Source organism: Evansella vedderi (assembly GCF_030813435.1).
Classification (GTDB): domain Bacteria; phylum Bacillota; class Bacilli; order Bacillales; family Salisediminibacteriaceae; genus Evansella; species Evansella vedderi.
In genome coordinates this window covers 524,239-549,116 of the sequence record NZ_JAUSUG010000001.1, presented here as the reverse complement: position 1 = coordinate 549,116, position 24,878 = coordinate 524,239, and the positions used below count along the sequence as shown (strand labels likewise).

Sequence of the window (24,878 nt, the reverse complement as noted above, 5' to 3'; positions counted from 1 at the left end):
CCTCCTTGGTTAACTAATTTCAGGGTCCTTAGTGCTGATCAGCTGCGGACACCTCGTATGATACCAAGGGGCTCTTTTTTTGTTCAACTCTCAAATTTCTTTCTTACAGGAATGCTCCTATTTAGAAAAAAATATAATTACTTCTGTAATTAATGTTTAGAGAAATTGCATGCTCAAAATAAAAATATATAAAATAGCAAACTAATATTCCATAGTAGATAAGTTTCTGATCTTTTTCTTTAAAAAGTTTAACTATCCACGACACTAAAATTAATTGATACAACCCAAAGTAAATTGAAAATCTAGCAAAAATCCAATTTTGTGTAGAAATAATCATAAACAGTAATCCAAGGACTGCCATATTAACGATTACATCACTACTAGGGAGGATATCTTTTAGTTTTTCTTTACCTAAATAGGCAACAACGATTGGAACAGCCACTACTATTACTCTTAAAAAATTTGCACCTTCTGCTTGAAATTCTTTATAGCCTTCATATTGTGTTCCCTCCATAGCAATGAATAATATATTTAAAAACGTATCAAAACCAATTACTATCAAAATAGAAGTTATTAAAAGGACATATGTTATTTTTGACCAAGCAGGCATCCTTACAATAAAATATATTGGAATTAATATGAGTGCTGTCTGGTGAATAGTGGAAGCAAATAGGACAATTAACATATACCTTTTCCAATCTCCTTCTATAAGGTATTTAGTTGCTGCAAAAATAATTGCAGCTGCCAAATACTGTCTTACACCATTCATAGATACTAAAAAATAGCCCAATGTAATATAAACATATAAACTCAATTCAAATAATCTTGAATAGTTATATAGTGTTAAACCTATTAGAACATTTGTTAATAATGCAGTAGTAAAAAGTAAAATTTGAGGATCACTTGAAAATTGTTGCAATAACATCTGGAGTAGGTTAAACCCAAAATCACCCTCAAACCGAAAACTCTCCCAATTGAATTCTGTAATACGATATGAATGCATATAGTAATAAGTATCGCCAATGTTATTACGTAGTCCTGAAACTACTACTAAAGAGCTTACGGCCAGTAAAGCAAATAATTTATTTGGTTTTATTTCATTTTCTTCTAAACCATTAGGCTTTACTACAAACCTAGAAAATAAAGAAAAGACATAAACGATAGAAAGATTGAGATACATTATAGTCATTTTCTATTCCTTCCTAACAAAAATGTTTATGCTTTTTTCTCTTTTAGAACAGTTGCTTTATTTGTATGCTGAATATAAAAATAGAGCAGTATTCCAAAAGGAGATGCAATCATAGTTGTAAATTTACATGGTGATTCAAATAAATATCGATAATTTTTAATCATTAAATTACTAGAAACATAATGAATAGATTCTCGTAGTCTCTCCTTATATGTAGGAGCAAATTTCATAGCAGTTTTTCTAAAAAAAGAGAAACCCCTTGGGTTTCTTTTATATTGCTTTATCATATTCATACTGGAACCATCTTCTAAATACTCCACATGACATAGGATCTCATTCATTACCAATAATGGATATTGTTGATCAATCAGAATATATTTATAGCTCAGAGGACAATATCTTTCCCCTTGGAACAAAGGATACGGTGGGGCTTTTCTAGTAAGCTCTGTTCGATAAACCAACTTTTTATCCCCTTTAACCTTGTACTTCCCATATAAATTAGATAGCGTTGATTCTTTTAATTCTTCAGGCATTTTTGTTCCAATGACACTACCCTCTGGAGTTGCGTCTAAACCAACAATCCCTGCATACTCTTCACATCCATATTCCTTCCAAAAAGAGAGTATTTTTTCAACTGCATTATCAGCCATGTAATCATCGGAATCAATACAGACATTAAGCTCTGTTTCTATTAATTCATAAGCTGTATTATGTGCCCCATGCATCCCTTGATTTTCTTGATAAAAATACTTTATTGGTACTTTATTTTCAAGGATCCATTGGTTAACAAGTTCAAAAGTGTTATCGCTAGATCCATCGTCAATTATAAGCCACTTAAAGTCTTTACATGTCTGTCGTTTTAAACTCTCATAACACTTATGTAATGTATAGGCTCTATTAAATGTTGGCGTGAATATCGTTAATGTTTCCATGATTCACCTCGGAACTACTTCTTTTAATTTATTGTTTTCTAGATAAAATTTAGTTAGCCATTTCAAATTAGTACTAACATCATAGCCATTTTCAATGATACTTTCTGTTTTCTCATATCTACTATAGTCAATTTGGAGAATTTTATTGGCCCACTCTTTTGGTGACATATTTAAATTATAAAATTCAACTGTATTTGTTACATCTGCTTCTTTGGGTGTACCTGTAGAAGTAATACTTTTTAAACCTGCAGCCTGGGCTTCAATAAGAACTACCCCAAGTCCTTCATATAATGAAGGAAAAAGAAATAAATCCATTCCCTGCATTAAATCAGCAATATCTGACCTTAAACCTAAAAACTTAACCACATCAGTAAGACCTAATCTTTCTACCTTCTTTTTAATATTATTCAATAAATCTCCTTGACCAACTAATAATAAAATTGCTTTATTATTTTGCTTATAGATTTCATGAAAAGTATCTATTAAAAAGCTATGATTTTTTTGTGGATTAAACCGCCCTACATGACCAACAACGAAATTACCTTCTATATTTAATTCCTTCCTTACTCTTTCTCTAGTAATTTCATTATATTTAAATTCATTACAATTAACCGCATTTTTAAAAACCACAAGTTTTTCTTTTTGTAACAATTTTTTACCGAATAACCATTCTCCTGCTTCATCTGAACATGCAAAAAAGTTATTTGCATTCTGATTTAAATGCATCCTTGCATAAATTCTGAAAGGAAGTTTATAGTCTAATGGTAATCCAGCTAGATGACTATGTGCTATTCTACAGGGAATATTGGCTTCCTTCGCTGCCCTTAAAACAAATGCACTATTTTCATTTATGTGGGCGTGGACTATATTGTAATCTGAGTAAAGCTCAAAAAATTCTTTTAATTCCTTAAAATAAACATTGTAATTACCTGGTCTTATAGGTGGCATTCTGTAAATATTCCCACCTAGATCAAGTATTTCATCGTCGTAATGTCCCTCTTCTTCTCGATGGACCATAAAATCAAACTGTATTTTCGTACGATCTATTTGCCGATAATAATTCATCAACATCGTCTCTAGGCCACCACGGTTCATGATGGTAACTACTTGTAAAATACGAATAGGTTCCAGTTGTAACACCCCTATCTTATCAACTTTCTAAGGACTTCAATACTCATTAACATCAAATAAAACAAAGTAGAAAATCTTAGTTTTGCAAAAAAATAAAACATTCTCCAAACAAGTGGAAGGTCTCCTACTTTAAAATGCTGGAATGAACGTCTTATTTGTTGATTATTTAATATAGTTTTTATTTTAGATATTTTACGGAGTACGGATGATTTGTTACCTTTACTTATTTCATTTAATCCAAGCCCCAATGTATTTAAGCTAATTCGATTATTAAGGGCTATATAAAATTCTGGTTCTAATTTCTTCTTTTCCAAAAACGCTTCTATTTTCTCGTATAAATTGGTGTATTTATCTACAAGAGCAGGTTTATAGCCTGTCGTTACAGAAGCATCATTTGCTCGCCAATAATGATAATAATGCTCATTAATAAACACGAAAGATTTCGCATAATAAATAACTTCCACATTGAAAAGGGAATCCTCATTTGTTCCAATTTCACTTAAATCAGTAAAGGTAACCTGATTATCCATAATTAATTCTCGACGATACAATTTAGACCACACTGTTCCCCAAGCATCCAATAGTTCCGGTTTTGCCACCTCGTCTTTTATAGGGCCTACTAATCTTCTAAGGAGTTTAAATCGAACATCCTCCTCTTGAAATATAACCTTTTTTGGTAAAGGAAAGTTCTTTACTTTTGAATGGCTTCCAAATTCACGAATATAGGAGCACATAACAATGTCAGCTTTATCTTTCATTGCTATATCATACATAGAACGATACATTTCTTGGTTAACCCAATCATCTGGATCAACAAAACCTATGTAATCTCCTACAGCTATTTTTAGGCCAGCATTTCTTGCTGAAGAAACTCCTCCGTTTTCCTTGTCGATAATAATTATTCGTGAGTCCTTTTTGGCATACTGTTCGAGAATCTCCAAACTATTGTCGGTGGACCCATCATTAATTGTGATGACTTCAATATCTTCTATTGTTTGAGACAATAAACTATCTAAACATCTGCTTAAATATTCGTCCACATTATAAATAGGAACGACGATGCTTATTTTCGGTTTCATAATTATCCTCCACCATATACCTCGTATAAATCGACACTAGCTGCTCCTTCACTCTTGGGAGCGAGAATTTCTTTACGAGGGAAATACTATTTGTTCCTAAAGTTTCCCGTAGTTTTTTAGATTCGTACAGCTCTTTAAGTGTCGCTGCAAATTGCTCCACGTCATCTGGGTCTTGAACAAACCCATTTAGTTTATTTTTTACAAGTTCTGAATGACCTCGGTTTTCACTTGCTAATACGGGTAGCCCGCAGGCCATTGCTTCCATAATGTTAACGGGAAGGCCCTCCCGATAACTAGAGCCCACCGCTAGGTCACAAATAGGTAAGAGCTGAACGATATCTTTTCGAAATCCGAGAAAATCCACTTGCTCTGCAACTCCTAAACTTTGAGCCAAGTCCTTACATTCCTTAAAGAGAGCACCCTCACCAGCAAGGAGTAACCTCGCCTTAGGAGCCTCTTCCTTTACTTTTGCTAGAGCCCGAATGAGCAGCTGCTGATTTTTATTTTTATTAAACTCTGCTGCATAAAAGAGAAGAAAGTCATCCTTGTCATACCCGTATTTCTTTCTCTGCTGAAGCTTTGTTTGACTATCTAAAGGTTTGAAATGATCCGTATCCACTCCCACTCCATTCACATATTCTATATTTCCAGCTGGGAATCGATGTTTTTTTGCTAGCTGATAATCTTGTGAATTGATGGTAATTAAACAGTCTGTATACCGGGAAAGAAATCGTTCAATGGGATAGTAAATCAACCAGTTTAACAACGGTGCTCCTTTGCAAAAGTGAAATCCGTGTGCGGTATAAATGACCTTTGTCCCGGACTTCCTTGCTTTTCTTCCTGCTAAACGAGAAAGCACACCTCCTAAAGGGGTGTGACAATGAATGATTGTATAGTTGTTTTCATTAATAATCTCTTTCAGTTCCTTGTAAGCCTTGAAATTAGCAATATGGAAGGGAGTCCTCTTAATCGGTATATCAAATTTCTTATCCGTATAAGGGAGTGTCATTTGCCCCGATGCAGCAACGTGAACCTCCCAGCCTTGTTCCTTAAACCATTTCATGATTGGCAAGTGAAAAGCACTAAAATGATAATCGACGGTAGCACAAAATAATATTTTCTTCTCCATCTTCTTCATCCATTCGGCTTTATTTCTTTACCGCTTCTTTTTCCATTACTTGTGTAAGGTACTCTAAAATTTGGTACTTTAAGTCTTCCCGTTGTAGTCCAAAGTCGATCGTAGTTTTTATAAAACCAAACTTCTCACCTACATCATACCTAACCCCTTCGAAATCATAGGCGTAAACGGCTTCAAACTTATTTAATGTAGCAATGGCATCTGTAAGCTGAATTTCATTTCCAGCCCCAGGTTCCTGATTTTCAAGAATGTCAAAGATTCTTGGGCTTAAAACATATCTTCCTAGAATGGCCAAATTAGAAGGAGATTCTTCTTGCTTTGGCTTTTCTACTAGATTCTGTACATTGTAGAACCGGTCTTCCATCGGTTTCCCATCCACAATACCGTAACGGGACACCTCGTGATCCGCTACCGTTTGTACTCCGAGAACAGAGGCATTATAACGATCATATTGATCCATGAGCTGCCTTAAGCACGGTTTATCGGAAGAAACAATATCATCCCCTAATAAAACGGCAAAGGGTTCATTTCCAATAAACTTCCTTGCACACCAAATGGCATGACCCAAACCCTTTGGCTCCTTTTGGCGGATATAATGAATGTCTACTAGTTTAGAAGATTTCTGTACCTCATTGAATAACTCAATTTTTCCTTTATTTAATAGATTTTGCTCTAATTCAAAGGAATGATCAAAATGGTCCTCGATGGCCCTTTTTCCTTTACCCGTCACGATAATAATGTCTTCAATTCCCGATGCGACTGCTTCTTCTACAATATATTGAATCGTTGGTTTATCAACAATTGGCAGCATTTCCTTTGGCATCGCCTTTGTAGCAGGAAGAAACCGCGTTCCTAACCCTGCAGCTGGTATAATTGCCTTTCTTACTTTCATTAACATAGTCCCCCTTTTTTTACTATTACACAGGTATAGATAAAACTTTTTCCTTTTCGGTCTTCTGATTCGCTAAACGAACAAGCCTTTCTCTTAATGTTTCCTTGTCTATTTTGGAAAAGGTTAATAGAATGTGTTCAATTTCTTCTATATATATATCCGATGTTTTTCCAACGTAAATGTTTGGATAGATTTGCTCCTCATGAACCTCGTTATCGTTTAACAGTTCTTCATACAACTTCTCTCCTGGACGCATCCCCGTAAACTTAATGCCAATATCATCCACAGAGTTTCCAGAGAGTTTAATTAAATTTTTTGCCAAGTCAACAATCTTAACAGGCTCACCCATATCTAAAACGAAGGTTTCTCCACCCTTTGCCAAGCTTCCCGCCTGAATGACGAGCCTCGAAGCCTCTGGAATGGTCATAAAATAACGGACCATTTCTGGGTGAGTGACAGTAACCGGTCCCCCCTTACGAATTTGCTTCGTAAACAGGGGAATAACACTGCCGCGGCTCCCTAACACATTCCCAAATCGAACGGCCGTAAATTTCGTTTTACTTGTTTTATTCATATCCTGAATGATCATTTCTGCTAGCCTTTTCGTTGAACCCATGACACTAGTTGGATTCACGGCCTTATCAGAGGAGATCATCACAAAGGTCTTTACGCCTCCTAGTCTCGCCGCTTCCGCAACATTCATTGTCCCAATCATATTGTTCTTTACAGCTTCCTCTGGATTTCTCTCCATTAGGGGTACATGCTTATGGGCGGCAGCATGATAAACCACATCCGGTTGATATGCCTCCATAATCGTATTCATCTTATCTCCATCTTGTATATCTGCAATTTCCGTTCTAAATTGGATTGAAGTTTTCTTATAGCGTTCCAGCAGCTCCATCTCAATGCTGTAAATACTGTTCTCCCCGTGTCCTAGTAAAATGAGCTGTTTCGGATTAAAATGACAAACCTGGCGGCAAATTTCGGACCCGATCGATCCCCCTGCCCCCGTTACTAAAACAACCTTATTTGTGATGTAATCGGATATCCCTTCCGTATCAAGTTGAACCGTCTCCCTTCCGAGTAAGTCTTCCACCTGAACATCCCTAAATTGATTAACGGAAACCTTCCCCGTTACGATGTCTTCCAACATGGGCAATATCTTTGTGTTCGCCTTTGTTTTGGCACATTCTTGAAAAATATCATTTAACTCTTTTTTACTAAGGGAAGGAATAGCAATAACGATGTTTTGAATGCTCAATTCCTTTACCGTCTCCTCTATCTGATTAATACCACCTACAACGGGTATACCTAGAATATCAAGATGATGCTTTTTCTCGTCATCATCAATAAAGGCAACTGGCACCAATTCTGAATCGGAATTATTCAGCAATCGTCTCGTTACCATCGTTCCTGCCGCACCTGCACCAACGATCAACGTCCTATTTCTGTTATCCTCTTTCTTAATGTATGTATCCCTGTAAATCCTCCAGCAAAATCTTGATCCCCCAATCAATGCCATTAACAACATCCATGTAATGGTTAGTAAGCGAATAGGAATAACTTGAAATAAAACACCCTGTGTTACTGCCGCAATAAGGATAGAAAAGGTGACTATTTTTAAAATAATAATCAATTCTCCAATGCTGGCGTACTCCCAAGCTTTTTTATACAGCTTATAGAAGAAGGATAAAATATGATGACTAATAAGAAGAGCTGCTACCATGGCAATAAGCGCAGCAGTAAGGAGAAAAGCACCTTCATACAACAAGAGGCTGGCGAAAAATACCGTTGCCAAGATAAAAATAGAATCAATAAAGATTAATAACGACAATCGTTGGCCATAAGCCACATTTATTCCTCCCTTCCTTTTTCATACACATTTAAAGACGTAAACTTCTTCTTTCTATTGCATAGTCAATCAACTTTTTAATTTCAATAAGCTGCTCTTTCGTAGCATCCTGCTTTATATACCTAACCGCTTTTCTAATAGACTTCGGAAAACGATCCATCTCTTTCATCCCCAATAAACAACCCCTTTTCATTAAGCTTTTTTAAAGGTTAATGTTAACTTTTTATCATTGTTGATTTGAGCGGAAGATACGAGACTCCTGCGGGAAAAGCAACGGCTGAAGACCCCGCAGGAACGAGGAGGCTGAAGCGTTGCCCGCGGAAAGCGAGTATCTGCAGCGAAAATCTACATCAAAGTTTAACATAGCCTTTTGATAATAAATTTAGGTTTAAATGCTTTAACTATACGGGTAAGGAAACCATATCGTTAAAGCATTTAAAAAAAGTGGGCATCTAACCCAACCTCACATCACACTTATGATGACCAGCATCTAAGGTTTCCCAACCCACCAGCATGACCGAGTACCTCCATCGATAACGGCAAGGAGACATCGCCAAATGTATTCTTATAAAACGAACATCATTCTTAATAACGAACATTTAAGTTAAAAAAAAAATGGCTCTTAAAAAGTATGTACACCCTTCATTTTCTTAAATGAAAACGTACGTCTTTTCCTATTTAACACAACACCAATAACTTTTCCCTTTGCTATATCTAGTGCTTTCTTTGCTTCTAAGGCTAATTCGTCCTCCGTTTTTCCGTTCCTAATTACTAAAATCGTCCCATCGCATTTATTTGTTAGTACTTTCGTATCCACTTCATCTAAAACTGGTGGGCCATCTAATAAAACATAATCAAAGTGTAAAGCTGCTTGTTTTAGAAACACTTCCATGGCATTCGATCGGAATAACTTTTCCGTATTATATGGAATTGGTCCACTTGTGATTACCTTCAAGTTCTCCACTTCTGTTTGGTTAATCGTATCGCCAAATGCTCTCTGACCAGCTAAAATATTCGTTAAACCTAAAGAGTTTTTTATTTTGAATAATTGATTGATGGATGGTTTCTTCACATGGGCATCAACAAGGAGAACTTTCTTGCCACTACGAGCTAAGGAAATACCTAAGTTAGCGACTGTAGTAGATTTCCCTTCCTTACTACCAGGAGAGGTAAAAAGAAGAGTCTTACATTTTCTTTCGAAGGCAAGAAATTCAATATTTAATTGCATCGATTCATATTCTTCTAGTGTGCGGTCATTCCCATCGTTATGAATTATTAACGCGCTTCTCTTCAAAATCTTTGTTATCAATGACCTCACCCCCGACCTCAGTCCTAATGGTAATTACTTTTTTCTCTTTCTTCTTTCCTACTGCTGCCTTCTTGATTTTCGAGACACTTCCCACAACTGGAATCCCCAGTAGTTTTTCGATTTCCCTCTCCGACCGCAACGTATTATCTAAGCTATCTAATAAGAAGACAAACCCAACTCCTACAACGAGTCCAAATACAATGGCGATGTGGAACATCCTGTTGCTCGGTGGATTAATTGGCTGCGGATTCGAAGAGACTACAGCTTCTGACAACATATCCACGTTTCTATAATTAAAAACCTCTTTTACTTGTTCCATAAATACGATCGGTACGGTATTCGCTAGAACTGTAGCCAGCTCTGGATTAGGGTTAATTGCTGAGATTTCTATAATTTGAGAACTTCCCACCCGATTTACCTGAATCTGCCTACTCAATGCTTCCGGTGAAATTCCAAGTTCAAGCTCTTCTATAACCCCCTCCATAACAGGCTTCTCCCTTATAAAAACAAGAAGGGTGTCCATAAATCCAGAGCTTTCATGAATAATGATCCGTGACGAGGAACTGTATATGGGAGCAGGCTCTGTATATGACACATAAAACTTACCGGCAGCCCCTGCAGCCACTGTTATTAAGAGAATAATCCAAAGTCGTTTCTTGAAAAGCGTTACTAGTTTCTTTATTTCTATTTCCTTTCCCCTTGCTTGCTCCACTCTGTTCACCTACTTAAAGGAAGTATTCAACACACGATCACAAATTCTTAATAACGCACATTTCAAATAAAAAAATTAGTTAGTTTAATAAGGAACCAACCGTTTGACATTTTATTTTATGGCATCGGGTCTAATGAACCAATTTACTATATTCATTATAGTTCTCAATAGAGAACGTGTCAAATACTTTTTTTAAGATTCTGGTAATTAAAATTCGCAATAATAATTCACATATATTATTTATTTTCATGTAATATGCCTACTATTTTCGTCCAAAATAAGCTTGAAAACGTATTATAATAATAAAAAGGTTGTACAAAAACAGGCATTACAAAAGCAATGCCTGTGTTTTCATACCATGTAGGTATTTTATACTAGTTTCGATTGTAAATAGTGATATAAAAGCTTCGTAGTTTCCTCAATAGAAGATATATGTGTACGTTCATAGGCATGGGAAGAATCAATCCCCGGGCCGATTAAACCATGGACGATGTCATTACCGGAGCGAATAGCTGCGGAGGCATCCGATCCATAGTAAGGATAGATGTCCAACTTATAGCCAATCCCATTGTCCTTCGCCAGCTGAACCAAGTTTTTGCGAAGTTGATAATGGTATGGGCCACTAGCATCCTTCACACAAATGGACACCGTATACTCATCGGTGGACTGGCCATCCCCCATGGCCCCCATATCCACTGCCAAATATTCCACCGTTTCTGGCGTAATATTGGAATTACCCCCATAACCAATTTCTTCATTGTTAGAAATAAGGAAATGAGTTGTGTATGGAAGTTCTATGTTTTCTGTAGTGATTTGATTGATCAACTGAAGAAGAATTCCCACACTTGCTTTATCATCTAAATGACGGGACTTAATATAGCCGTTCGGCAGCACCTGAACTCTAGGATCAAAGGAAACGAAGTCACCCACTTCAATCCCAAGGGCACGTACTTCATCGGCAGTATGTACTTTTTCATCAATCCTCACTTCCATGTTCGCCTGATTACGCTCGGCTTTCCCGGCATCCTTATAAACATGGACAGACGTTTGATGCATCAAGATCGTACCTGTAAAAATTTGGCCAGAGGACGTTTCAATCTGGCAATACTCTCCCTCAATAGCGTTATAACGGAACCCGCCAATAAGATCCAGCTTCAGGCGCCCACTTGGTTTAATTTCCTTCACAATGGCACCTAACGTGTCCACATGGGCCGTCAGCATACGGTGATTATCATTATCCTTACCAGGGATAGTAGCAATAAGCCCACCTTTACGGTTACGCTTTGTTTCCACATTCAGCTTTGTTAAAAAATCTTCTACATAAGTTATCACTTCGTTCGTATTTCCAGAAGGACTTGGAATAGACACTAATTCTTTTATTAATTGGACCGTTTCTTCTGCATTAGGGTAAGACATGTAGTAAATCTCCTCTCAAAAATGGATTCGTGCTTTCTTTTATTATACATTTTTTAAGGTAGATTGATAAATTAGTATCCCTAAAGAAATCACCCGACAGAAAACTGTCGAGTGTTTTTTGTTACTAATTTAGTTTGGTCTTCCAATACGTAGGGATTCGTTTTTTCTAGGACAAATAAATTAGCTTATTCCTTTATATCACGTAATATAATGAATACAAATCTTCTTTCGGGAGGGATATATGGTTTACAAATTAAAAAGAGTACTCTTTTTTACCATCCTCTTAATTTGTGCTTTTCCAGCTACAAGTTTTGCAGAGAACATACTGGTGATTGACCCTGGTCATGGTGGACAATTTGATGGAACATGTGGTTATTCAGGTGATGAAACTGGTTTTTGCGAAAAAGATGCAAACCTTCTCGTGGTATTAAAACTAAGGGACATTCTTGAAGAATCTACGGATATCACTGTTTACATGACAAGAGAGACGGATGTTGATTTTGTGGAAGATACGTCCATTCCCGTTTGGCATAGGGATAGGCTTTTAGATGATATGGAAAACCGAATGAAGGTGGCCAATCAGTTTGTGGAAGGAAATAATGATAACAGTCTTTTCTTGTCCATCCACCACAATCAAGATGTTAACAGTTCCAATACCGGAGGAACAGAAACCTATTACTACGATGGGATAAACCACTTGAACCCTAGACTCCCCCCTCATCCATTACAGCTAGAATACCGTGATGACAGTAAACGATTTGCAGAAATTGTTCACGAAAACGTGCTCAACGCTCTCGGATTACGGGACCGTGAACTCCGCAATAATCAGAACTTTTATGTTCTCCGCAAAGCGCAAATGCCAGCTGTTTTAGTAGAGATCGCCTTTTTAACGAATCCTGAGGAAGAAGCACTAATTAAGACAGAGGAATTTCAACTGCGTTCAGCTCAAGCTTTAGCTAACAGTGTAAAAGTTTATTTTGAAGTTTATGACGTTATAGAAGAAGAAGGTGTAAAGGAAGAGGGAGCAATGGAATATGCAGAGGAAATCGATCCAGATGAAGTTACTGTTTTTTTCAAAAAAACAGAAGAAAGGGTTTATCCAAAGGTATCACAGGGTGGAGTAAATCCCATAGCTTATTGCACATTTCATACTACCAAACACTTTTTTGGCACCAGCCTATTTAAGCTCCTTTCTAAGAACATCTTCCATCTAAGGAAAACCGGCACCTGGTGCAGCTAAATATAAAAAAGGGGAGGATGGGTTATTCGCCCTCCCCCTTTGACGGTTTTATGTTATTTGGCAAAATTCGCTTATCCTTGCTGCTTTGCTGCAACCTTCGCCAGAGAGGTACCTCCACCGAAGAAATGCTTAAGCATAAGGGAAGGGCCTCCTAGAAAAAATAAATAGCGGTATCCAATCACTTTCTTCATGGCTGCTGCTATTTTTCCTTTAAGGAGAGCACCACCTACCTCCCCTACACCATAATGTTCACTTAGAGAAGCAACGGAACCTTTATGGTGGTATTCAAATTTCCTCAACTCTGTCCCCCGGATAGTCCCTACAATGTTGTCTCCACAAACTGGTGCCTGTTGTAAAGCAACCTGTGCTGTAGGAGGAAGTGGTGTTTTTTCTCCAGTCTTAAAGTAGGAATTGTCTCCAATACAGAACACATTCTTCAAGGTTGGAATACGTAAATACTCATCCACTACTGCCCTTCCTTGAACCGTTTCAATACCTGTTCCTTCAAATAGATGATGGCCTTGAACACCACATGTCCAAATAAGGGTCCTCGATGGGAGGTCTCCATTATCTGTAATGATGTTGTCCTCTTTGCATTCAAGAACTTTCGTTGAAGTCTTTACCTCCACACCCCTTTTGTCTAGTATTCTACTAGCATAGTCAACTGCAGCATCTGCACTCCCAGGCAAGATCGTTGGAGCAGCCTCCACGTTCACGATTCTCACCTTATCAAAAGGAATGTTATACTCTTCAGCCAGTTCTGGCAGTTTTACCACCAACTCTCCAACAACCTCCACCCCTGTAAAACCTGCACCTGCAACCACAAAGGTTAAGCGTGATGGATCTTCGTCCTCTTTGTAAAGGGCAAATTGTCTTTGAATGTGGTGGTATATCGTCTTGGAACTTCTGAAACTACGAACCTCAAAGGCATGTTCCTTAATGCCTGGAATTCCAAAAGTTGATACATGGAACCCTAGGGAAACTACCAAATAATCGTAATTTACTTTTTCTCCCCCTTCTAATAAAACTTTATTACCGCTATAATCAATGGACGAAACCGTTCCTTTTTTAAAAGTAACCTTTTCTTGGTCAATAAATTGTGTAATTGGCAAGGCAATCTTGCTGTCAGGTTCCGTTCCTGCTGCTGTTTTATGCAGCTCTGTTGTTAAGTAGTGATAATCATGCTTATTGATAAGAGTTACATCCGCTTCCCCAGCTTTCAGCAGTTTCCCAAGTCTCTTGGAAGTAATCATCCCACCATACCCAGCGCCTAAAATGACAATTCTTGTTTTACTCATGTCAATTCCCCTTTCCCCTCATTTACACGTCTTTCTATTTTTTGTAAAAATATTCACATGGTAACCTTTAAAAAAAGCTTCGAGTCGCTTTTCCAGTTGACTTGTCCCAATACAAAGGCTTTCGCGACAATTCGAGCTGCTTCTCCTCTCAACTTGTCGCGGTCCAACCTCTCTCACCACAAAAGAGCATTGTCCTCGTCATGTATGTGAAACTATTCACATTTTTCTCAATTCAAGATTACCCCAACTTCATTTCCATTTCAAGACGGTCTATCCCGCTATTTGTGTCTAATTAGTGAAGCGTTTCACTTTTTTTCACAGATAATGAGTCTTGTTTCCTTAACGATTAAAGATAAGTTAAACATTATGTAAATAGGTATTAAGCAATTTTCCCCACATTTCTTTCCTTCAGAAATCTCATAGAGAGGAGAAAGATTATAGGATTAGGTATCAATCAGTTAAAAGGTTGATGGTGGCGAGAAAAGGAGACTTAATCTTAAGCTATGATACTTCAGCAGTATTCCAGTAACGAAGTGTCACTGCTTCTCTTATGCTTTGACACTTCATCACGATTCCAACGTCGAAGTGTCAATACTCAAAGCTTTGACACTTTGGCCGGATTACAACTTCGAACTGTCAATACTCCACTTAATGCCTCAGGAGCAATTATAGGGTTCGGTGGCATTATCGTTGTTTTAGGGGTAGTGGTGTTTGCCATTAATCTTTCTGTTAATGTAAAAGCGGAAAACAAGCTAAACAACCTCTTGGGTGACTCCGAAATGTGTGGTCACCTTCATTTAAAGATAGTGAAGCCACAATGATATGAACACACCAATAGAAGTGACAAATCCTACTACTGGGCCCCCTTCTTTATAGGCTTCTGGCATCATTGTAGATGCAATCATGGCTATAATCGCTCCCCCAGCAAAACAACTAACGATCGCTTTCATACTATTTGACGCATCTTCAAGTAATGTTGCCCCAGCCAGGGAGCTTAATGCAGAGAAAAACACAACCAATGCCCATAAGAAAAGAATTTTCTTTTTCGTGTAACCACTTTTTAATAACCCCACAGTACTGGATAAGCCCTCAGGAATATTACTTATAAATATTGACACTACTAAAGCTAAACTAACAGTTCCCCCGCCAATTAAACTCATTCCAATCAAAGCTGATTCTGGGAGGGTATCCATCACTGTCCCAATAAATATTCCCGCTCCCGAAGCCTTTCCTTTTCCTTTCGTTTGTTTTGCTGCACCAAATAAGGAGGAGGTATTACTGAAGCCCTCAGAAGACCGTTCCGAATGCTTCCTTTCCTGTCCTCCTTTACGGACAATTAGATAATCTAAAATGGTAAATATTAAAGCCCCTCCTAAAAAACCAATGGCTACTTCTAAAAAACCACTAATTTCAAGGGATTCCTCTAATAATTCATAAGTAGTAGCTCCAATTAATGCCCCTGTTCCTAATGCCATTATAAATCCAATGACTTTTCTAGGAACTTTAAATTTTAAAACTACAATAGCCCCCATCAACGTGGCAGAAGCAGCTATTGTACCCCAAAGAATGGCGTTCCACATACGGAATACCTCCAAATATTTACTCCCCTCTTAACCTCTTCTAATTTGGGAAAAATTATACTTAAAGCCTCTTTTTCTAACGTGACTACGTAATGGACAAGCAGTATAATGTAAGAAAGGGAGGTGATCAAAATAGAAGCAGTGTTGAAGGAAATACTGAGTAGACTTGATATTTTGACAGAAGGACAAACTGCAATGAGAAAAGATATTACTACTATGCAGGGGAATATTTCTTCTATGCAAGGCGATATTTCTTCTATGCAGGGGAATATTTCTTCTATGCAGGGGGATATCTCCGGACTCAAGCAAGGGCAAGCGGCTATGAGAGAAGATATTTCTGCTATGCAGGGGGACATTTCTAGCTTGAAGAATGAACAAAATATCTTTAGAAAAGAAGTGGCATTTTACTATGGCAGTATGATGAGAGAGCTTGATGAAACAAAAAAGGAATTAAGCAGTGAAATTAAACAAATTACAATCGTACAAAAGCAACACCAAGGTGTATTAGAGCTACTAAATCAAAAACAGTAATAGTTCAACTTCTAAACATCGTGTGTATCCTCGTTAACTTACCTATATTATTTAAACTACCGAACTTTATTTTCTAATTTTCTAACCTTTATTGGGGATACAATTATATAAACGGTGATGTACCCCTAACCTATCTCGCTAGGGGTACATATAATTTTAACAAAAATCCTGTTGTTTGCAGTGCTAACTTAATTTATTAATCTCCATAAAAACTTGTTCATAATGCTCCTTATTTTTTGCGTCAAAGGATGTATTCATATAGGTTATTTGACCCTCTTTATTGATCACAAAAACGGAACGGATTGCCGTTTCATTTTTTTCATGGAACACCCCGTAGTTTTTCACCGTTTGTTTGTGCCAATCAGATAGCAGAGGGTAAGGGAGTGTCCCAAGACTTGCAGCAAAGACATTGTGGGAATAAATATGGTCTACACTAATAGCAAGAATCTCCGCATTTAATTCTTCAAACCTTTTATAGTCCTCTTTCCAAGAGGTTATTTCCTTAATTCAACCAGGGGTAAAATCTAATGGGTAAAATGCCAACAGAACATTCTTATTCCCCCTGTAATCAGAAAGGGCTATTTTATCCTTCAATGTGGCACTAAGAGAGAACTCTGGGGCCATATCTCCCACCTTTAAAGTAGTTGTCATCCTTTTTCTCCCTCCTTTTTTTAAAATCGAATGTTACTTATTTTCCCCATCCAAGGATAGTTTTAGTCTAAAAGGCTTGTTTGGATCCGCTACAAAGAGAGTTGCTTTGTCGTAAAGACATGGATTTGTCTCGACGGATACGTTACCAAGATAAGCTTGTAGAGGAAGAGACAGTGCCGCCTTCCACTATCACAAGCTTTTAGAAAAATTAAAAAAAGTTTTCAAAGTAAGCCTTCTAAAGGATGATACATATTGAGGTTTTCACATGTAAAAAAGTGCCCCAAATAGGGCACCTTTGCGTTTTAAAATTAATTCACTTTTACCTGTCTATCATATCCTGTAATCCGTTTTTATACTTTTCAAGTGCTTCTTCAGGTGTAATTAAGCCGTAGTACACCTCATAGAAAACATCTTGGAAGAAAACATTCATTTCTTGGCCGATTGGAGGCATTGGTGGTGGTGGATCACTAACGATTTCAGACATCATTTCAATATATTCAAATGTTTGCTGGATTCCCCGTTCAGCATCAGCATAAAGAAATTCGCGAATTTCTGCTGAGATTGGTACACCATACTCAGCTTGTAAGATACCGTTTGCTTCTTTACTATTAGTCATAAAATCCATGAACTTAATTACCTCATCAGTGTGAGGTGTGTTAGCGTTCATTGCATAGAACAATCCAGCTCTAATATATTGGCCAGACTCACCATTTTCATGAAACGGTAAAGATGTAATAGCAAACTCTTTATTTGCAGCTGCTTGTGCAGGAACAATTTGATTGCTGTGGAAAATTTGCATTGGTGATTCACCTGTAACAAGTAACCAGTTCTCAACATTCCCCGATGCAATTGCTACGTCAGCAGGAGGAGCGATTCCCTCTTCAACTATATTCATCTTGTAATTTAAGAAATCTATGAAAAGTTGATCATCCTCCATACCTAGCTCTGTACCATCTTCATTATATAACCACTGTCCATGTTGTCTAAGCCATACACCAAAGGTACGATCATGCTGAGGATCTAAAACTAGACCGTATTTTAGTCCCAAAGCGTCTTGTACTTGACGCCCCATCTCTACCAAATCATCCCATGTATATCCAGGCTCAGGATACGGGACACCAGCTTCGTCAAACATTTCAGGGTTATAACCTAGTGCGAACGCATTGCTTCCTGCATTTAATCCAACTAGTTGATCGCCAATATACCCTGGATCTAAAGCTGATTGTTCAATGTGATCTGTATTAATTGCTCCAGAGTCAATGTACGGCTGCAAATCAGCTAATAATCCAGCATCGGTATATTGCGGCAGCCAGCGATCTACAATAAAAAATACATCTGGGGCATTTCCAGCTGCGGCTTGAGTAGCAAGTCTTTCTGCATAATCATCAAAATTTAGAAACTCATAGTTAATGGTTACATGTGGATTCTCTTCTTCATAGAGTTCAATCAATTTAAGCATTCGATCATGACGCGTTTGACTTCCCCACCACATAAATCGTAATTCAACTTCTTCAACTGAATCTATATTTGCTTGATCTGATTCTGCATTCTCTGAATTCGTATTCTCGTTGTTATTCGTATTTGCATCACCAGAACTTGTACTGTCTGAACATCCAATTATAGCCGCTGTCAATAATATTACAAAACAAACGATTGAGAAAATTCTGAATTTTGATGCCATTAATGTTCCCCCTTAGTTTTGATCTAGCCATTTTCCGTAGCCTTAAAAAGTTCTAGTTGAAGAAGTTTTCACAAAGTTGTATTTCCACCTCCCTTTTCATCTGTTAGTTAAACATCGCCAGGTTTCTAACAACGTTGTAAAAATATATTACCACCGTGTGTAATCGTTTTCAATAAAATTTTTAATTTGTGTAAAGTTTTTTTTGATTATACTAAAAAGAAAAGATGATACGTTTGTTTTCCTTTCGTATCATCCTTCATTATTTTATTTTGCTTGCTCGACGGTAGATGCCGCCTCACCTTTATCTAAAATGGCATTTGAGCTTGAAAACATCAAATTAGTATAATGGGCTTTAATCATGTTAATAAATAACGGCACATATTTGGGATCAAACTGCGTACCGGCACACTTTTTCAATTCTTCAATTGCTTCAGGGAAAGATTTCGTTGGTTGGTAAGGTCGCTCTGTTGTCATAGCATCAAAAGAGTCAATTATACAAAGAATTCTTGCTAACTTAGGAATGCTTTCCCCTTTCAAACCATGTGGATATCCTTTACCATCGTATCTTTCATGGTGAAGTTCAACTAATGGAAGCAGACCTTCTAGCGATTTATTAGTAGCCACAATTTCCTTGCCCCAGATTACATGATTTTTCACCATTTCCCATTCATAGGCGTCAAGCTTGCCTTTCTTATTAATTATATTTCTAGGAATTTCAATTTTCCCAATGTCATGAATTAGGGCACCTAAAACTAACAGTTTTTTTTCATGGTTAGATAAATTTAATTCGTTAGCGAATAACTTCGCGTATTGATAGACCCGCTTGCTATGCTGATACGTATACACATCTTTATAAAGGAAAAATCGGACTTGCTGCTCTAAATGCTCAATTTCCTTTTCATAATCTAGCATCGTAGTTTCTAAATCATTCTCATTAAATAAATGAACCGTATTTTTCCCTTCCAATTTTGCACGGTACATTGCCTGGTCAGCCTTCCCAATAAATTCAGTTGAATTGTAGATACCCTTTTCATATTCCACAACTCCACATGAAAAAGATAGGCAGCCATAAGGGAGAACTTCTACACCCTTAAAATACGAATCATTTAATTTTTTCCGCATTTTATTCAAATAAAGAAAGGTTTCACGTCCTCCCATATTAGGAAGAATTACTGCAAATTCTTCGCCACCATATCGTGCGACAAAGAAATCATCTTTTTCACATGTTTCCTTTAGAATTTTCCCGAAATACTTTAACAATTCATCACCAGCAATATGACCGTAATTGTCATTATACTTTTTGAAATCATCAATATCGAGAAAAGCGAGACTTAACTGATCTGGTTTCTTATTAATCAGATAATCATCTAAAATTTCTTTAAAATAACTATGGTTATAAAGCCCCGTCAACTCATCCACATTTGCTTTTTTGGCTACTTCTTTATAGAGAAGAAAATATTGTTTGAAAACAATAGAAAGTAACACAACTACGGTTGTAAACAAAAACAAACCAAAATTTTGTTGTGAAGTCAATAAGATTGCAAGAATAATGGAAAGTACTAGAGTAGTTAAATAACTAGTAATGGTTTCTTTTATCATTCCTTTGATTAAGGTAAAAATACTTTCCGTACCATTCAAAATAAAGAAAATACCAATCAACGCTACATTTAAAGAAAAATAAATGGATAAGGAAATAAAATAAGGAATTAATTGATCTATATCGATAACTCCAATATTTCCTCCTGTGATGACAAATGAATAGTATGCTCCAATTATCATTATGGAATAAATGGAAAAATTAAATAATTGTTTCCACCATAGGATTTTCCGCTCATAAAGGACCCAAATGAGACTGCTCCACAATAGTACGGCTAAAGTCAGCTCTATACCAAAAATAAATGCAGAAGCTAAATAAATAGCCGAATCCATTGATAGGCCATTTCCATTTGGCGGTATAACAATTATAAAGTGATTTAGTAGTATAACAGAAATAACCAAAAATAGTATTGTTGACCAGTTGTTTGCATCAAAATTAAACGTACTATCAAAATTTAATAAAAAAACGGATATTCCGAGTATACAAATAGTCCCAACATAAATGGAAGACTTGGATATATTATGCATTTTCAAATCACGCTCTTATAATTTTTTTAGGGAAAGTGTAATTCCTTACACTTCCCCTAAAAAAATTATAGTAATTTGTAACCAGAAGTTAACGCAACAATTAGTGAACCAATAATTGCAATATTAATGATTGCATTTGTAAGTTTAATACCTTTCATTCTTTTCTCCATCCTATTCACCTCCTGTTAACTAGCTTTTGCCTCTTTAAATATATCTTTCTTATGACTTAACATAAGATGTTGAATAAATAAGAAAATTCCAATATTCATAAATACATCACCAATACTAATCACTTGGTTATTACGAAAAGGAATGTTTAATGGAATAACATCACCTAAAAATGCTAATCTAGTTGTTTCAGTTAATGCCGTATGTTTAGCATAAACCCCATTTTTTAAAACCTCTATGTACATTGGATCAAGTATTTGTGCTGCCTCAAGGGATACAGGCATTCTGCCGCCATTTACTGCCATGACAAGAAAATTTAAGAACACCCCTGCAAAAATTAGAAGGAATCCATGTAAATTACGGTTAAGCCAAAGGAAATAGAGTCCAACAATATATACTGCCATAAAAATATAGATACTAACAGCTTCTAATGGTGACCATCTATCCTGAAAAAGAAATATAAAAACTTGTACAAATAAAATAAGAGGAAATATAAGTGCACCTCTTAGCTTCAGCTCTGCAAAGCCTAATAAATTCCCCCTTCTAATAAACCCAACTAATATAGATAGAATGATACCATCAAAGACCATAATTTCCACCTGTACACTTCAGATTTTGTCAAAATTTTTCATTTAATAACATAATTCTACCAATAATCTTATTATTATTCAATCTATTTGAACTTTCGTATAATTTATCCCACTAAATCTACCTCCCCAAAATAACTTTAGTCCTATTTTATATACTTATACCAATCCCCTTTCTAGGAATTATCTACTATGTGATGATAAAATGTATCACTCACTTTTTTTCTAATAAACTCTCTCTTCTCTTCTTGGGTTATTTATTTGGAAAAGTACTATTTTGTTGATAAAATATAGAGGCATAGATTAACTACTATAAACGAGGTGTAAATGTGAATAAAGCAAGGGTTTTAATACAAATGGCAGCAATTTACGCGGTTATTGGCGTTTTTATCGGAAGTCATATGGCAGGTGCTGCGGACTACAGATGGAATACCGTTCATGGACATATTCTTCTTGTTGGTTGGCTGTCTCTTTTTGCCTTCGGGATCTTCTATGCTGTATTTAGAATACCAAAGGAATCAAAACTAGCAAATGCTCATGTATGGACAGCCGTTTTTGGAAGCATTGGTCTTACGACAGGAATGTGGATGTACTTCTTCCAACCAGGTTTTGTATCTCCAACTTTTTCCCTCATATACTTTATTGTAGGAGGAACCATTTTAGCAGTCAGCTTTCTCCTCTTTTTAATCATGACATTTAGGTATAGTGCATTACTAAATGATGGGGAATAAAACCCAAACGGGACCAAAGCCAATGCCTTGGTCCCTCATTGTTTTTCCTAGTAAGCTCTAACGATAACTGCTCCAATGATCGCAAGCAGTACGAAAATAACGATAATAAACGCAAAGCCACCTACTGCAGGTCCTGGGGCTGGCGCAGCTGCCTCTGGTGCGCATCCGGCTCCTGCTACTGTAGCGTCTTTACCTGGGTATGCCATAATTTAATCAGCTCCTTTGTTATGCTTCAATAAGTAGCTTATGTTAAACGACCAATTGCGAATGGACATTTATAACGGTTATTAGGTATTAATACTAATTAGTGTAAATGCCTATATCCTCTTACCACTTTGTTCCCGAAAACAGAGTCGCCTACCATAATAAAAGCAGAGGAAATCTTCCCTTTGTTCTGTAGTATAAAGATAGTCTAAATGATTATTCTATAGGTGTAGAGCCCTTGCTATCGGGAACTCATGAGGAAATGCTCCCGGCTATGCCTAATGAACATTCCCCCGAAGGAATTCCTATCGATTGGTCAAAAAAAAGGTTTTTGAAATACATATAAGTTAGGAGAAATTCCCTTGATTGATTTAAATGCTGAAAAATATATAGAAACAACATTCACCAATTTACATTTAAAGGATACCTATCTTATGCAACATTGGATTCATTGCATTATTGGTTTTTCCTCTTCGGAGATGCCGAATGATATGGAAGATCCCGAAATACTTGTTATTTTAGATGAAGAAAGCAAGGAGATATTGCAGGTAATCCTCCGGGAGGAAGGCTGCGATTCCCCTAATTATCAACTAACAACTAATGAAAAAGAACAAATTAAACAGTGGTTATCTAAGGAAGAAATAGAATAGCAATTAAGATTAAAGATGTCTTCAAAGGCTGAACACACCTTTCGAGACATCTATTTTTTCGACAAAAATCAAACTATTTCCAAGGAAATTCTACGGTGTTTTTTAAAAAAAATTGTAATAAACCCCTTTAATGTCATGAAAAATACTTAAATTAGACTGATTACTTTTTCTAAACTTCTATAGAAAATTACGTAAGCTACAAATAATATGTTAAAATATAGAAATCAGTAGGTGCTTCATATGGTACTAAAAGGAGGCGGCAGAACTTGGCAATATTAGTAACTGGTGGTGCTGGCTATATTGGTAGTCACACTTGTGTGGAATTATTAAACGCTGGATATGAGATCGTTGTGTTGGACAACCTCTCTAACAGTAAGATGGAATCCCTAAAAAGGGTGAAGGAGTTAACGGGGAAAGGCTTTCCTTTTTATGAGGTGGATCTATTACATGCAGATAATTTAGATGAAGTTTTTCAAAAAGAATCCATTGGAGCAGTCATCCATTTTGCGGGTCTTAAAGCAGTAGGTGAATCGGTGGAAAAACCACTCTACTACTATCACAATAACATTACTGGAACATTAAACCTCTGTGAAGTCATGAAAAAGCATGATGTTAAAAAAATCGTGTTCAGTTCTTCTGCAACGGTGTATGGAATGCCAGAGCGTGTTCCCATTTCTGAGGACTTCCCATTAAGTGCAACGAATCCTTATGGCCGATCTAAGCTAATGATTGAGGAAATCCTCCGGGATCTTCACGTTTCTGATAACGATTGGAGCATCTCCCTCCTCCGTTATTTTAATCCGATTGGCGCTCATGAAAGTGGGAGAATTGGTGAAGACCCTAATGGAATTCCAAATAACCTCATGCCATATATTACGCAAGTGGCCGTTGGTAAGCTTCCAGAGTTGCAAGTATTCGGGAATGATTACAATACCGTAGACGGCACTGGTGTCCGTGATTACATCCACGTAGTAGATCTAGCGAAAGGTCATTTGAAGGCATTAGAATATGTAACAGAAACAAAGGGAGTTAATGCCTATAACCTCGGAACAGGCCAAGGCTACAGTGTCCTTGAAATGGTCATGGCCTTTGAAAAGGCATCTGGCAAGACTGTCCCATATAAAATAACAGCAAGAAGACCTGGTGACATTGGGGAATGCTATGCTGATCCAACGAAAGCAAAAAGAGACTTAGGTTGGTCTGCCGAAAAAGGAATCGAAGAAATGTGCCGCGACTCCTGGCGCTGGCAAGAATCAAATCCCAATGGATATTAAATAATAGCAAAAACGAGTGTTGCAACTTCGAGGCCACTGAAAAAGGACGTTTTTTCCCTTTTTCAGTGGCCTCGAAGCGATTGCTATTTTCTCCTACCACCCTGTGGTAACGGTTATTAACTTTGTTACATTAACGGCAATTCTCCTTTTTTCCAAAAAAGGGCTAGCTTCATTAGTGCAAATACTTTTGACGCTGCTCATTGTCTTTAGTGGTGTGATGCTTACCTCTGCCTTTATGCGGTTACTGATGTATGAAGAAGCCTTTGGCTATACGTATTCCCGAATTTTTGCCCATGCATTTATGATCTATTTGGTCGTCATTTTTGCTTTCACCCTTCTGAGGGTTTGGGCAAACCGTCTGTCTTTAGTAAGATTCTATCTTATTTTTACCCTCCTATTTTACGTGGGATTAAATATCATCGGGATCGAAGACATCATTGTCACCAAAAACATGGAACGCTACGAGGAAACGGAGGAAATTAGATTAATCTATTAAAAAGGCGAGTCAA

The 24,878-nt window shown here is 36.9% G+C and carries 25 protein-coding genes; 7 read left to right on the top strand and 18 right to left on the bottom strand.

What is annotated here, in order from left to right:
• Nucleotides 1–121: 121 nt before the first annotated feature.
• The 11 genes from J2S74_RS02545 to J2S74_RS02495 form a co-directional block, all read right to left on the bottom strand.
• Nucleotides 122–1,189, bottom strand: a complete 1,068-nt coding sequence (locus J2S74_RS02545) for an EpsG family protein (RefSeq protein ID WP_307321396.1) — start codon at nt 1,187–1,189, stop codon at nt 122–124.
• Nucleotides 1,190–1,215: 26 nt separating this feature from the next.
• On the bottom strand, nt 1,216–2,121 hold the full coding sequence (locus tag J2S74_RS02540; RefSeq protein WP_307321393.1) for a glycosyltransferase family A protein: 906 nt from the start codon (nt 2,119–2,121) through the stop codon (nt 1,216–1,218).
• Between the two features lie 3 nt (nt 2,122–2,124).
• Nucleotides 2,125–3,261 (bottom strand): glycosyltransferase family 1 protein, encoded by a 1,137-nt coding sequence (locus tag J2S74_RS02535; RefSeq protein WP_307321390.1) that lies wholly within the window; start codon nt 3,259–3,261, stop codon nt 2,125–2,127.
• A 2-nt stretch (nt 3,262–3,263) separates the two neighbouring features.
• On the bottom strand, nt 3,264–4,331 hold the full coding sequence (locus tag J2S74_RS02530) for a glycosyltransferase (RefSeq protein ID WP_307321387.1): 1,068 nt from the start codon (nt 4,329–4,331) through the stop codon (nt 3,264–3,266).
• On the bottom strand, nt 4,294–5,460 hold the full coding sequence (locus J2S74_RS02525; RefSeq protein ID WP_307321449.1) for a glycosyltransferase family 4 protein: 1,167 nt from the start codon (nt 5,458–5,460) through the stop codon (nt 4,294–4,296). Before J2S74_RS02525 ends, J2S74_RS02530 begins: the two co-directional genes overlap by 38 nt.
• A 19-nt stretch (nt 5,461–5,479) precedes the next feature.
• On the bottom strand, nt 5,480–6,361 hold the full coding sequence (gene galU, locus J2S74_RS02520; RefSeq protein ID WP_307321384.1) for a UTP--glucose-1-phosphate uridylyltransferase GalU: 882 nt from the start codon (nt 6,359–6,361) through the stop codon (nt 5,480–5,482).
• Nucleotides 6,362–6,386: 25 nt separating this feature from the next.
• On the bottom strand, nt 6,387–8,213 hold the full coding sequence (locus J2S74_RS02515; RefSeq protein ID WP_307321382.1) for a polysaccharide biosynthesis protein: 1,827 nt from the start codon (nt 8,211–8,213) through the stop codon (nt 6,387–6,389).
• A 31-nt stretch (nt 8,214–8,244) separates the two neighbouring features.
• Nucleotides 8,245–8,388, bottom strand: a complete 144-nt coding sequence (locus tag J2S74_RS02510) for a hypothetical protein (RefSeq protein WP_307321451.1) — start codon at nt 8,386–8,388, stop codon at nt 8,245–8,247.
• Nucleotides 8,389–8,835: 447 nt separating this feature from the next.
• Complete coding sequence (locus J2S74_RS02505; protein ID WP_307321380.1) at nt 8,836–9,522, bottom strand: CpsD/CapB family tyrosine-protein kinase; 687 nt, start codon at nt 9,520–9,522, stop codon at nt 8,836–8,838.
• A complete protein-coding gene (locus tag J2S74_RS02500) occupies nt 9,479–10,234 on the bottom strand; it encodes a YveK family protein (protein ID WP_307321377.1) in 756 nt (251 codons plus the stop codon). Before J2S74_RS02500 ends, J2S74_RS02505 begins: the two co-directional genes overlap by 44 nt.
• A 369-nt stretch (nt 10,235–10,603) precedes the next feature.
• Nucleotides 10,604–11,650, bottom strand: coding sequence for a M42 family metallopeptidase (locus J2S74_RS02495; protein ID WP_307321374.1), 1,047 nt, complete (start codon nt 11,648–11,650; stop codon nt 10,604–10,606).
• Nucleotides 11,651–11,891: 241 nt separating this feature from the next.
• Here J2S74_RS02495 and J2S74_RS02490 point away from each other — a divergent pair, with 241 nt between their 5' ends.
• Nucleotides 11,892–12,890, top strand: a complete 999-nt coding sequence (locus tag J2S74_RS02490; RefSeq protein ID WP_307321371.1) for an N-acetylmuramoyl-L-alanine amidase family protein — start codon at nt 11,892–11,894, stop codon at nt 12,888–12,890.
• Nucleotides 12,891–12,961: 71 nt separating this feature from the next.
• Here J2S74_RS02490 and J2S74_RS02485 read toward each other — a convergent pair whose 3' ends face one another.
• Nucleotides 12,962–14,188 carry an NAD(P)/FAD-dependent oxidoreductase gene (locus tag J2S74_RS02485; protein WP_307321370.1) on the bottom strand — a complete coding sequence of 409 codons (1,227 nt, stop codon included), beginning with the start codon at nt 14,186–14,188 and terminating at the stop codon, nt 12,962–12,964.
• Nucleotides 14,189–14,691: 503 nt separating this feature from the next.
• Here J2S74_RS02485 and J2S74_RS02480 point away from each other — a divergent pair.
• A complete protein-coding gene (locus J2S74_RS02480) occupies nt 14,692–15,009 on the top strand; it encodes a hypothetical protein (protein ID WP_307321369.1) in 318 nt (105 codons plus the stop codon).
• Here J2S74_RS02480 and J2S74_RS02475 read toward each other — a convergent pair.
• Nucleotides 14,986–15,768 (bottom strand): ZIP family metal transporter, encoded by a 783-nt coding sequence (locus J2S74_RS02475; protein WP_307321366.1) that lies wholly within the window; start codon nt 15,766–15,768, stop codon nt 14,986–14,988. The genes J2S74_RS02480 and J2S74_RS02475 overlap by 24 nt on opposite strands.
• Nucleotides 15,769–15,912: 144 nt before the next feature.
• On the opposite strand from J2S74_RS02475, the gene J2S74_RS02470 reads away from it, so the two are divergent.
• Nucleotides 15,913–16,299: a hypothetical protein gene (locus J2S74_RS02470; protein WP_307321363.1), complete on the top strand. Its 387-nt coding sequence runs from the start codon at nt 15,913–15,915 to the stop codon at nt 16,297–16,299.
• A 183-nt stretch (nt 16,300–16,482) separates the two neighbouring features.
• Here J2S74_RS02470 and J2S74_RS02465 read toward each other — a convergent pair whose 3' ends face one another.
• The 4 genes from J2S74_RS02465 to J2S74_RS02450 form a co-directional block, all read right to left on the bottom strand.
• A complete protein-coding gene (locus J2S74_RS02465; RefSeq protein WP_307321445.1) occupies nt 16,483–16,923 on the bottom strand; it encodes a redoxin domain-containing protein in 441 nt (146 codons plus the stop codon).
• A gap of 346 nt (nt 16,924–17,269) precedes the next feature.
• Nucleotides 17,270–18,631, bottom strand: coding sequence for an ABC transporter substrate-binding protein (locus J2S74_RS02460; protein ID WP_307321360.1), 1,362 nt, complete (start codon nt 18,629–18,631; stop codon nt 17,270–17,272).
• A 264-nt stretch (nt 18,632–18,895) separates the two neighbouring features.
• Nucleotides 18,896–20,755, bottom strand: a complete 1,860-nt coding sequence (locus tag J2S74_RS02455; protein ID WP_370875922.1) for a bifunctional diguanylate cyclase/phosphohydrolase — start codon at nt 20,753–20,755, stop codon at nt 18,896–18,898.
• 185 nt (nt 20,756–20,940) lie between these two features.
• The gene (locus J2S74_RS02450) at nt 20,941–21,513 is read right to left on the bottom strand and encodes a DUF5317 domain-containing protein (protein WP_307321356.1); all 573 of its coding nucleotides are present in this window, start codon (nt 21,511–21,513) and stop codon (nt 20,941–20,943) included.
• A gap of 326 nt (nt 21,514–21,839) precedes the next feature.
• Between J2S74_RS02450 and J2S74_RS02445 the strand changes: the two genes are divergently transcribed.
• Nucleotides 21,840–22,241 carry a hypothetical protein gene (locus J2S74_RS02445; protein WP_307321353.1) on the top strand — a complete coding sequence of 134 codons (402 nt, stop codon included), beginning with the start codon at nt 21,840–21,842 and terminating at the stop codon, nt 22,239–22,241.
• Between the two features lie 47 nt (nt 22,242–22,288).
• Here J2S74_RS02445 and J2S74_RS02440 read toward each other — a convergent pair whose 3' ends face one another.
• The gene (locus J2S74_RS02440) at nt 22,289–22,447 is read right to left on the bottom strand and encodes a sporulation protein YjcZ (RefSeq protein ID WP_307321351.1); all 159 of its coding nucleotides are present in this window, start codon (nt 22,445–22,447) and stop codon (nt 22,289–22,291) included.
• A 360-nt stretch (nt 22,448–22,807) separates the two neighbouring features.
• Here J2S74_RS02440 and J2S74_RS02435 point away from each other — a divergent pair, with 360 nt between their 5' ends.
• From J2S74_RS02435 to J2S74_RS02425, 3 genes are all read left to right on the top strand, one after another.
• Nucleotides 22,808–23,095, top strand: a complete 288-nt coding sequence (locus J2S74_RS02435) for a hypothetical protein (protein ID WP_307321348.1) — start codon at nt 22,808–22,810, stop codon at nt 23,093–23,095.
• Nucleotides 23,096–23,361: 266 nt separating this feature from the next.
• Nucleotides 23,362–24,369, top strand: a complete 1,008-nt coding sequence (galE, locus tag J2S74_RS02430) for a UDP-glucose 4-epimerase GalE (RefSeq protein WP_307321346.1) — start codon at nt 23,362–23,364, stop codon at nt 24,367–24,369.
• Nucleotides 24,370–24,472: 103 nt separating this feature from the next.
• Nucleotides 24,473–24,865 carry a DUF4153 domain-containing protein gene (locus J2S74_RS02425; RefSeq protein ID WP_307321344.1) on the top strand — a complete coding sequence of 131 codons (393 nt, stop codon included), beginning with the start codon at nt 24,473–24,475 and terminating at the stop codon, nt 24,863–24,865.
• Nucleotides 24,866–24,878: the final 13 nt, after the last annotated feature.

Excerpts from the sequence above, each read along its gene's own strand:
- J2S74_RS02545 (WP_307321396.1), bottom strand. The coding sequence starts at position 1,189 with ATGACTATAATGTATCTCAATCTTTCTATCGTTTATGTCTTTTCTTTA.
- J2S74_RS02540 (WP_307321393.1), bottom strand. The coding sequence starts at position 2,121 with ATGGAAACATTAACGATATTCACGCCAACATTTAATAGAGCCTATACA.
- J2S74_RS02530 (WP_307321387.1), bottom strand. The coding sequence starts at position 4,331 with ATGAAACCGAAAATAAGCATCGTCGTTCCTATTTATAATGTGGACGAA.
- J2S74_RS02525 (WP_307321449.1), bottom strand. The coding sequence starts at position 5,460 with ATGGAGAAGAAAATATTATTTTGTGCTACCGTCGATTATCATTTTAGT.
- galU (WP_307321384.1), bottom strand. The coding sequence starts at position 6,361 with ATGAAAGTAAGAAAGGCAATTATACCAGCTGCAGGGTTAGGAACGCGG.
- J2S74_RS02495 (WP_307321374.1), bottom strand. The coding sequence starts at position 11,650 with ATGTCTTACCCTAATGCAGAAGAAACGGTCCAATTAATAAAAGAATTA.
- J2S74_RS02490 (WP_307321371.1), top strand. The coding sequence starts at position 11,892 with ATGGTTTACAAATTAAAAAGAGTACTCTTTTTTACCATCCTCTTAATT.
- J2S74_RS02485 (WP_307321370.1), bottom strand. The coding sequence starts at position 14,188 with ATGAGTAAAACAAGAATTGTCATTTTAGGCGCTGGGTATGGTGGGATG.
- J2S74_RS02480 (WP_307321369.1), top strand. The coding sequence starts at position 14,692 with ATGATACTTCAGCAGTATTCCAGTAACGAAGTGTCACTGCTTCTCTTA.
- J2S74_RS02475 (WP_307321366.1), bottom strand. The coding sequence starts at position 15,768 with ATGTGGAACGCCATTCTTTGGGGTACAATAGCTGCTTCTGCCACGTTG.
- J2S74_RS02460 (WP_307321360.1), bottom strand. The coding sequence starts at position 18,631 with ATGGCATCAAAATTCAGAATTTTCTCAATCGTTTGTTTTGTAATATTA.
- J2S74_RS02455 (WP_370875922.1), bottom strand. The coding sequence starts at position 20,755 with ATGCATAATATATCCAAGTCTTCCATTTATGTTGGGACTATTTGTATA.
- J2S74_RS02450 (WP_307321356.1), bottom strand. The coding sequence starts at position 21,513 with ATGGTCTTTGATGGTATCATTCTATCTATATTAGTTGGGTTTATTAGA.
- J2S74_RS02440 (WP_307321351.1), bottom strand. The coding sequence starts at position 22,447 with ATGGCATACCCAGGTAAAGACGCTACAGTAGCAGGAGCCGGATGCGCA.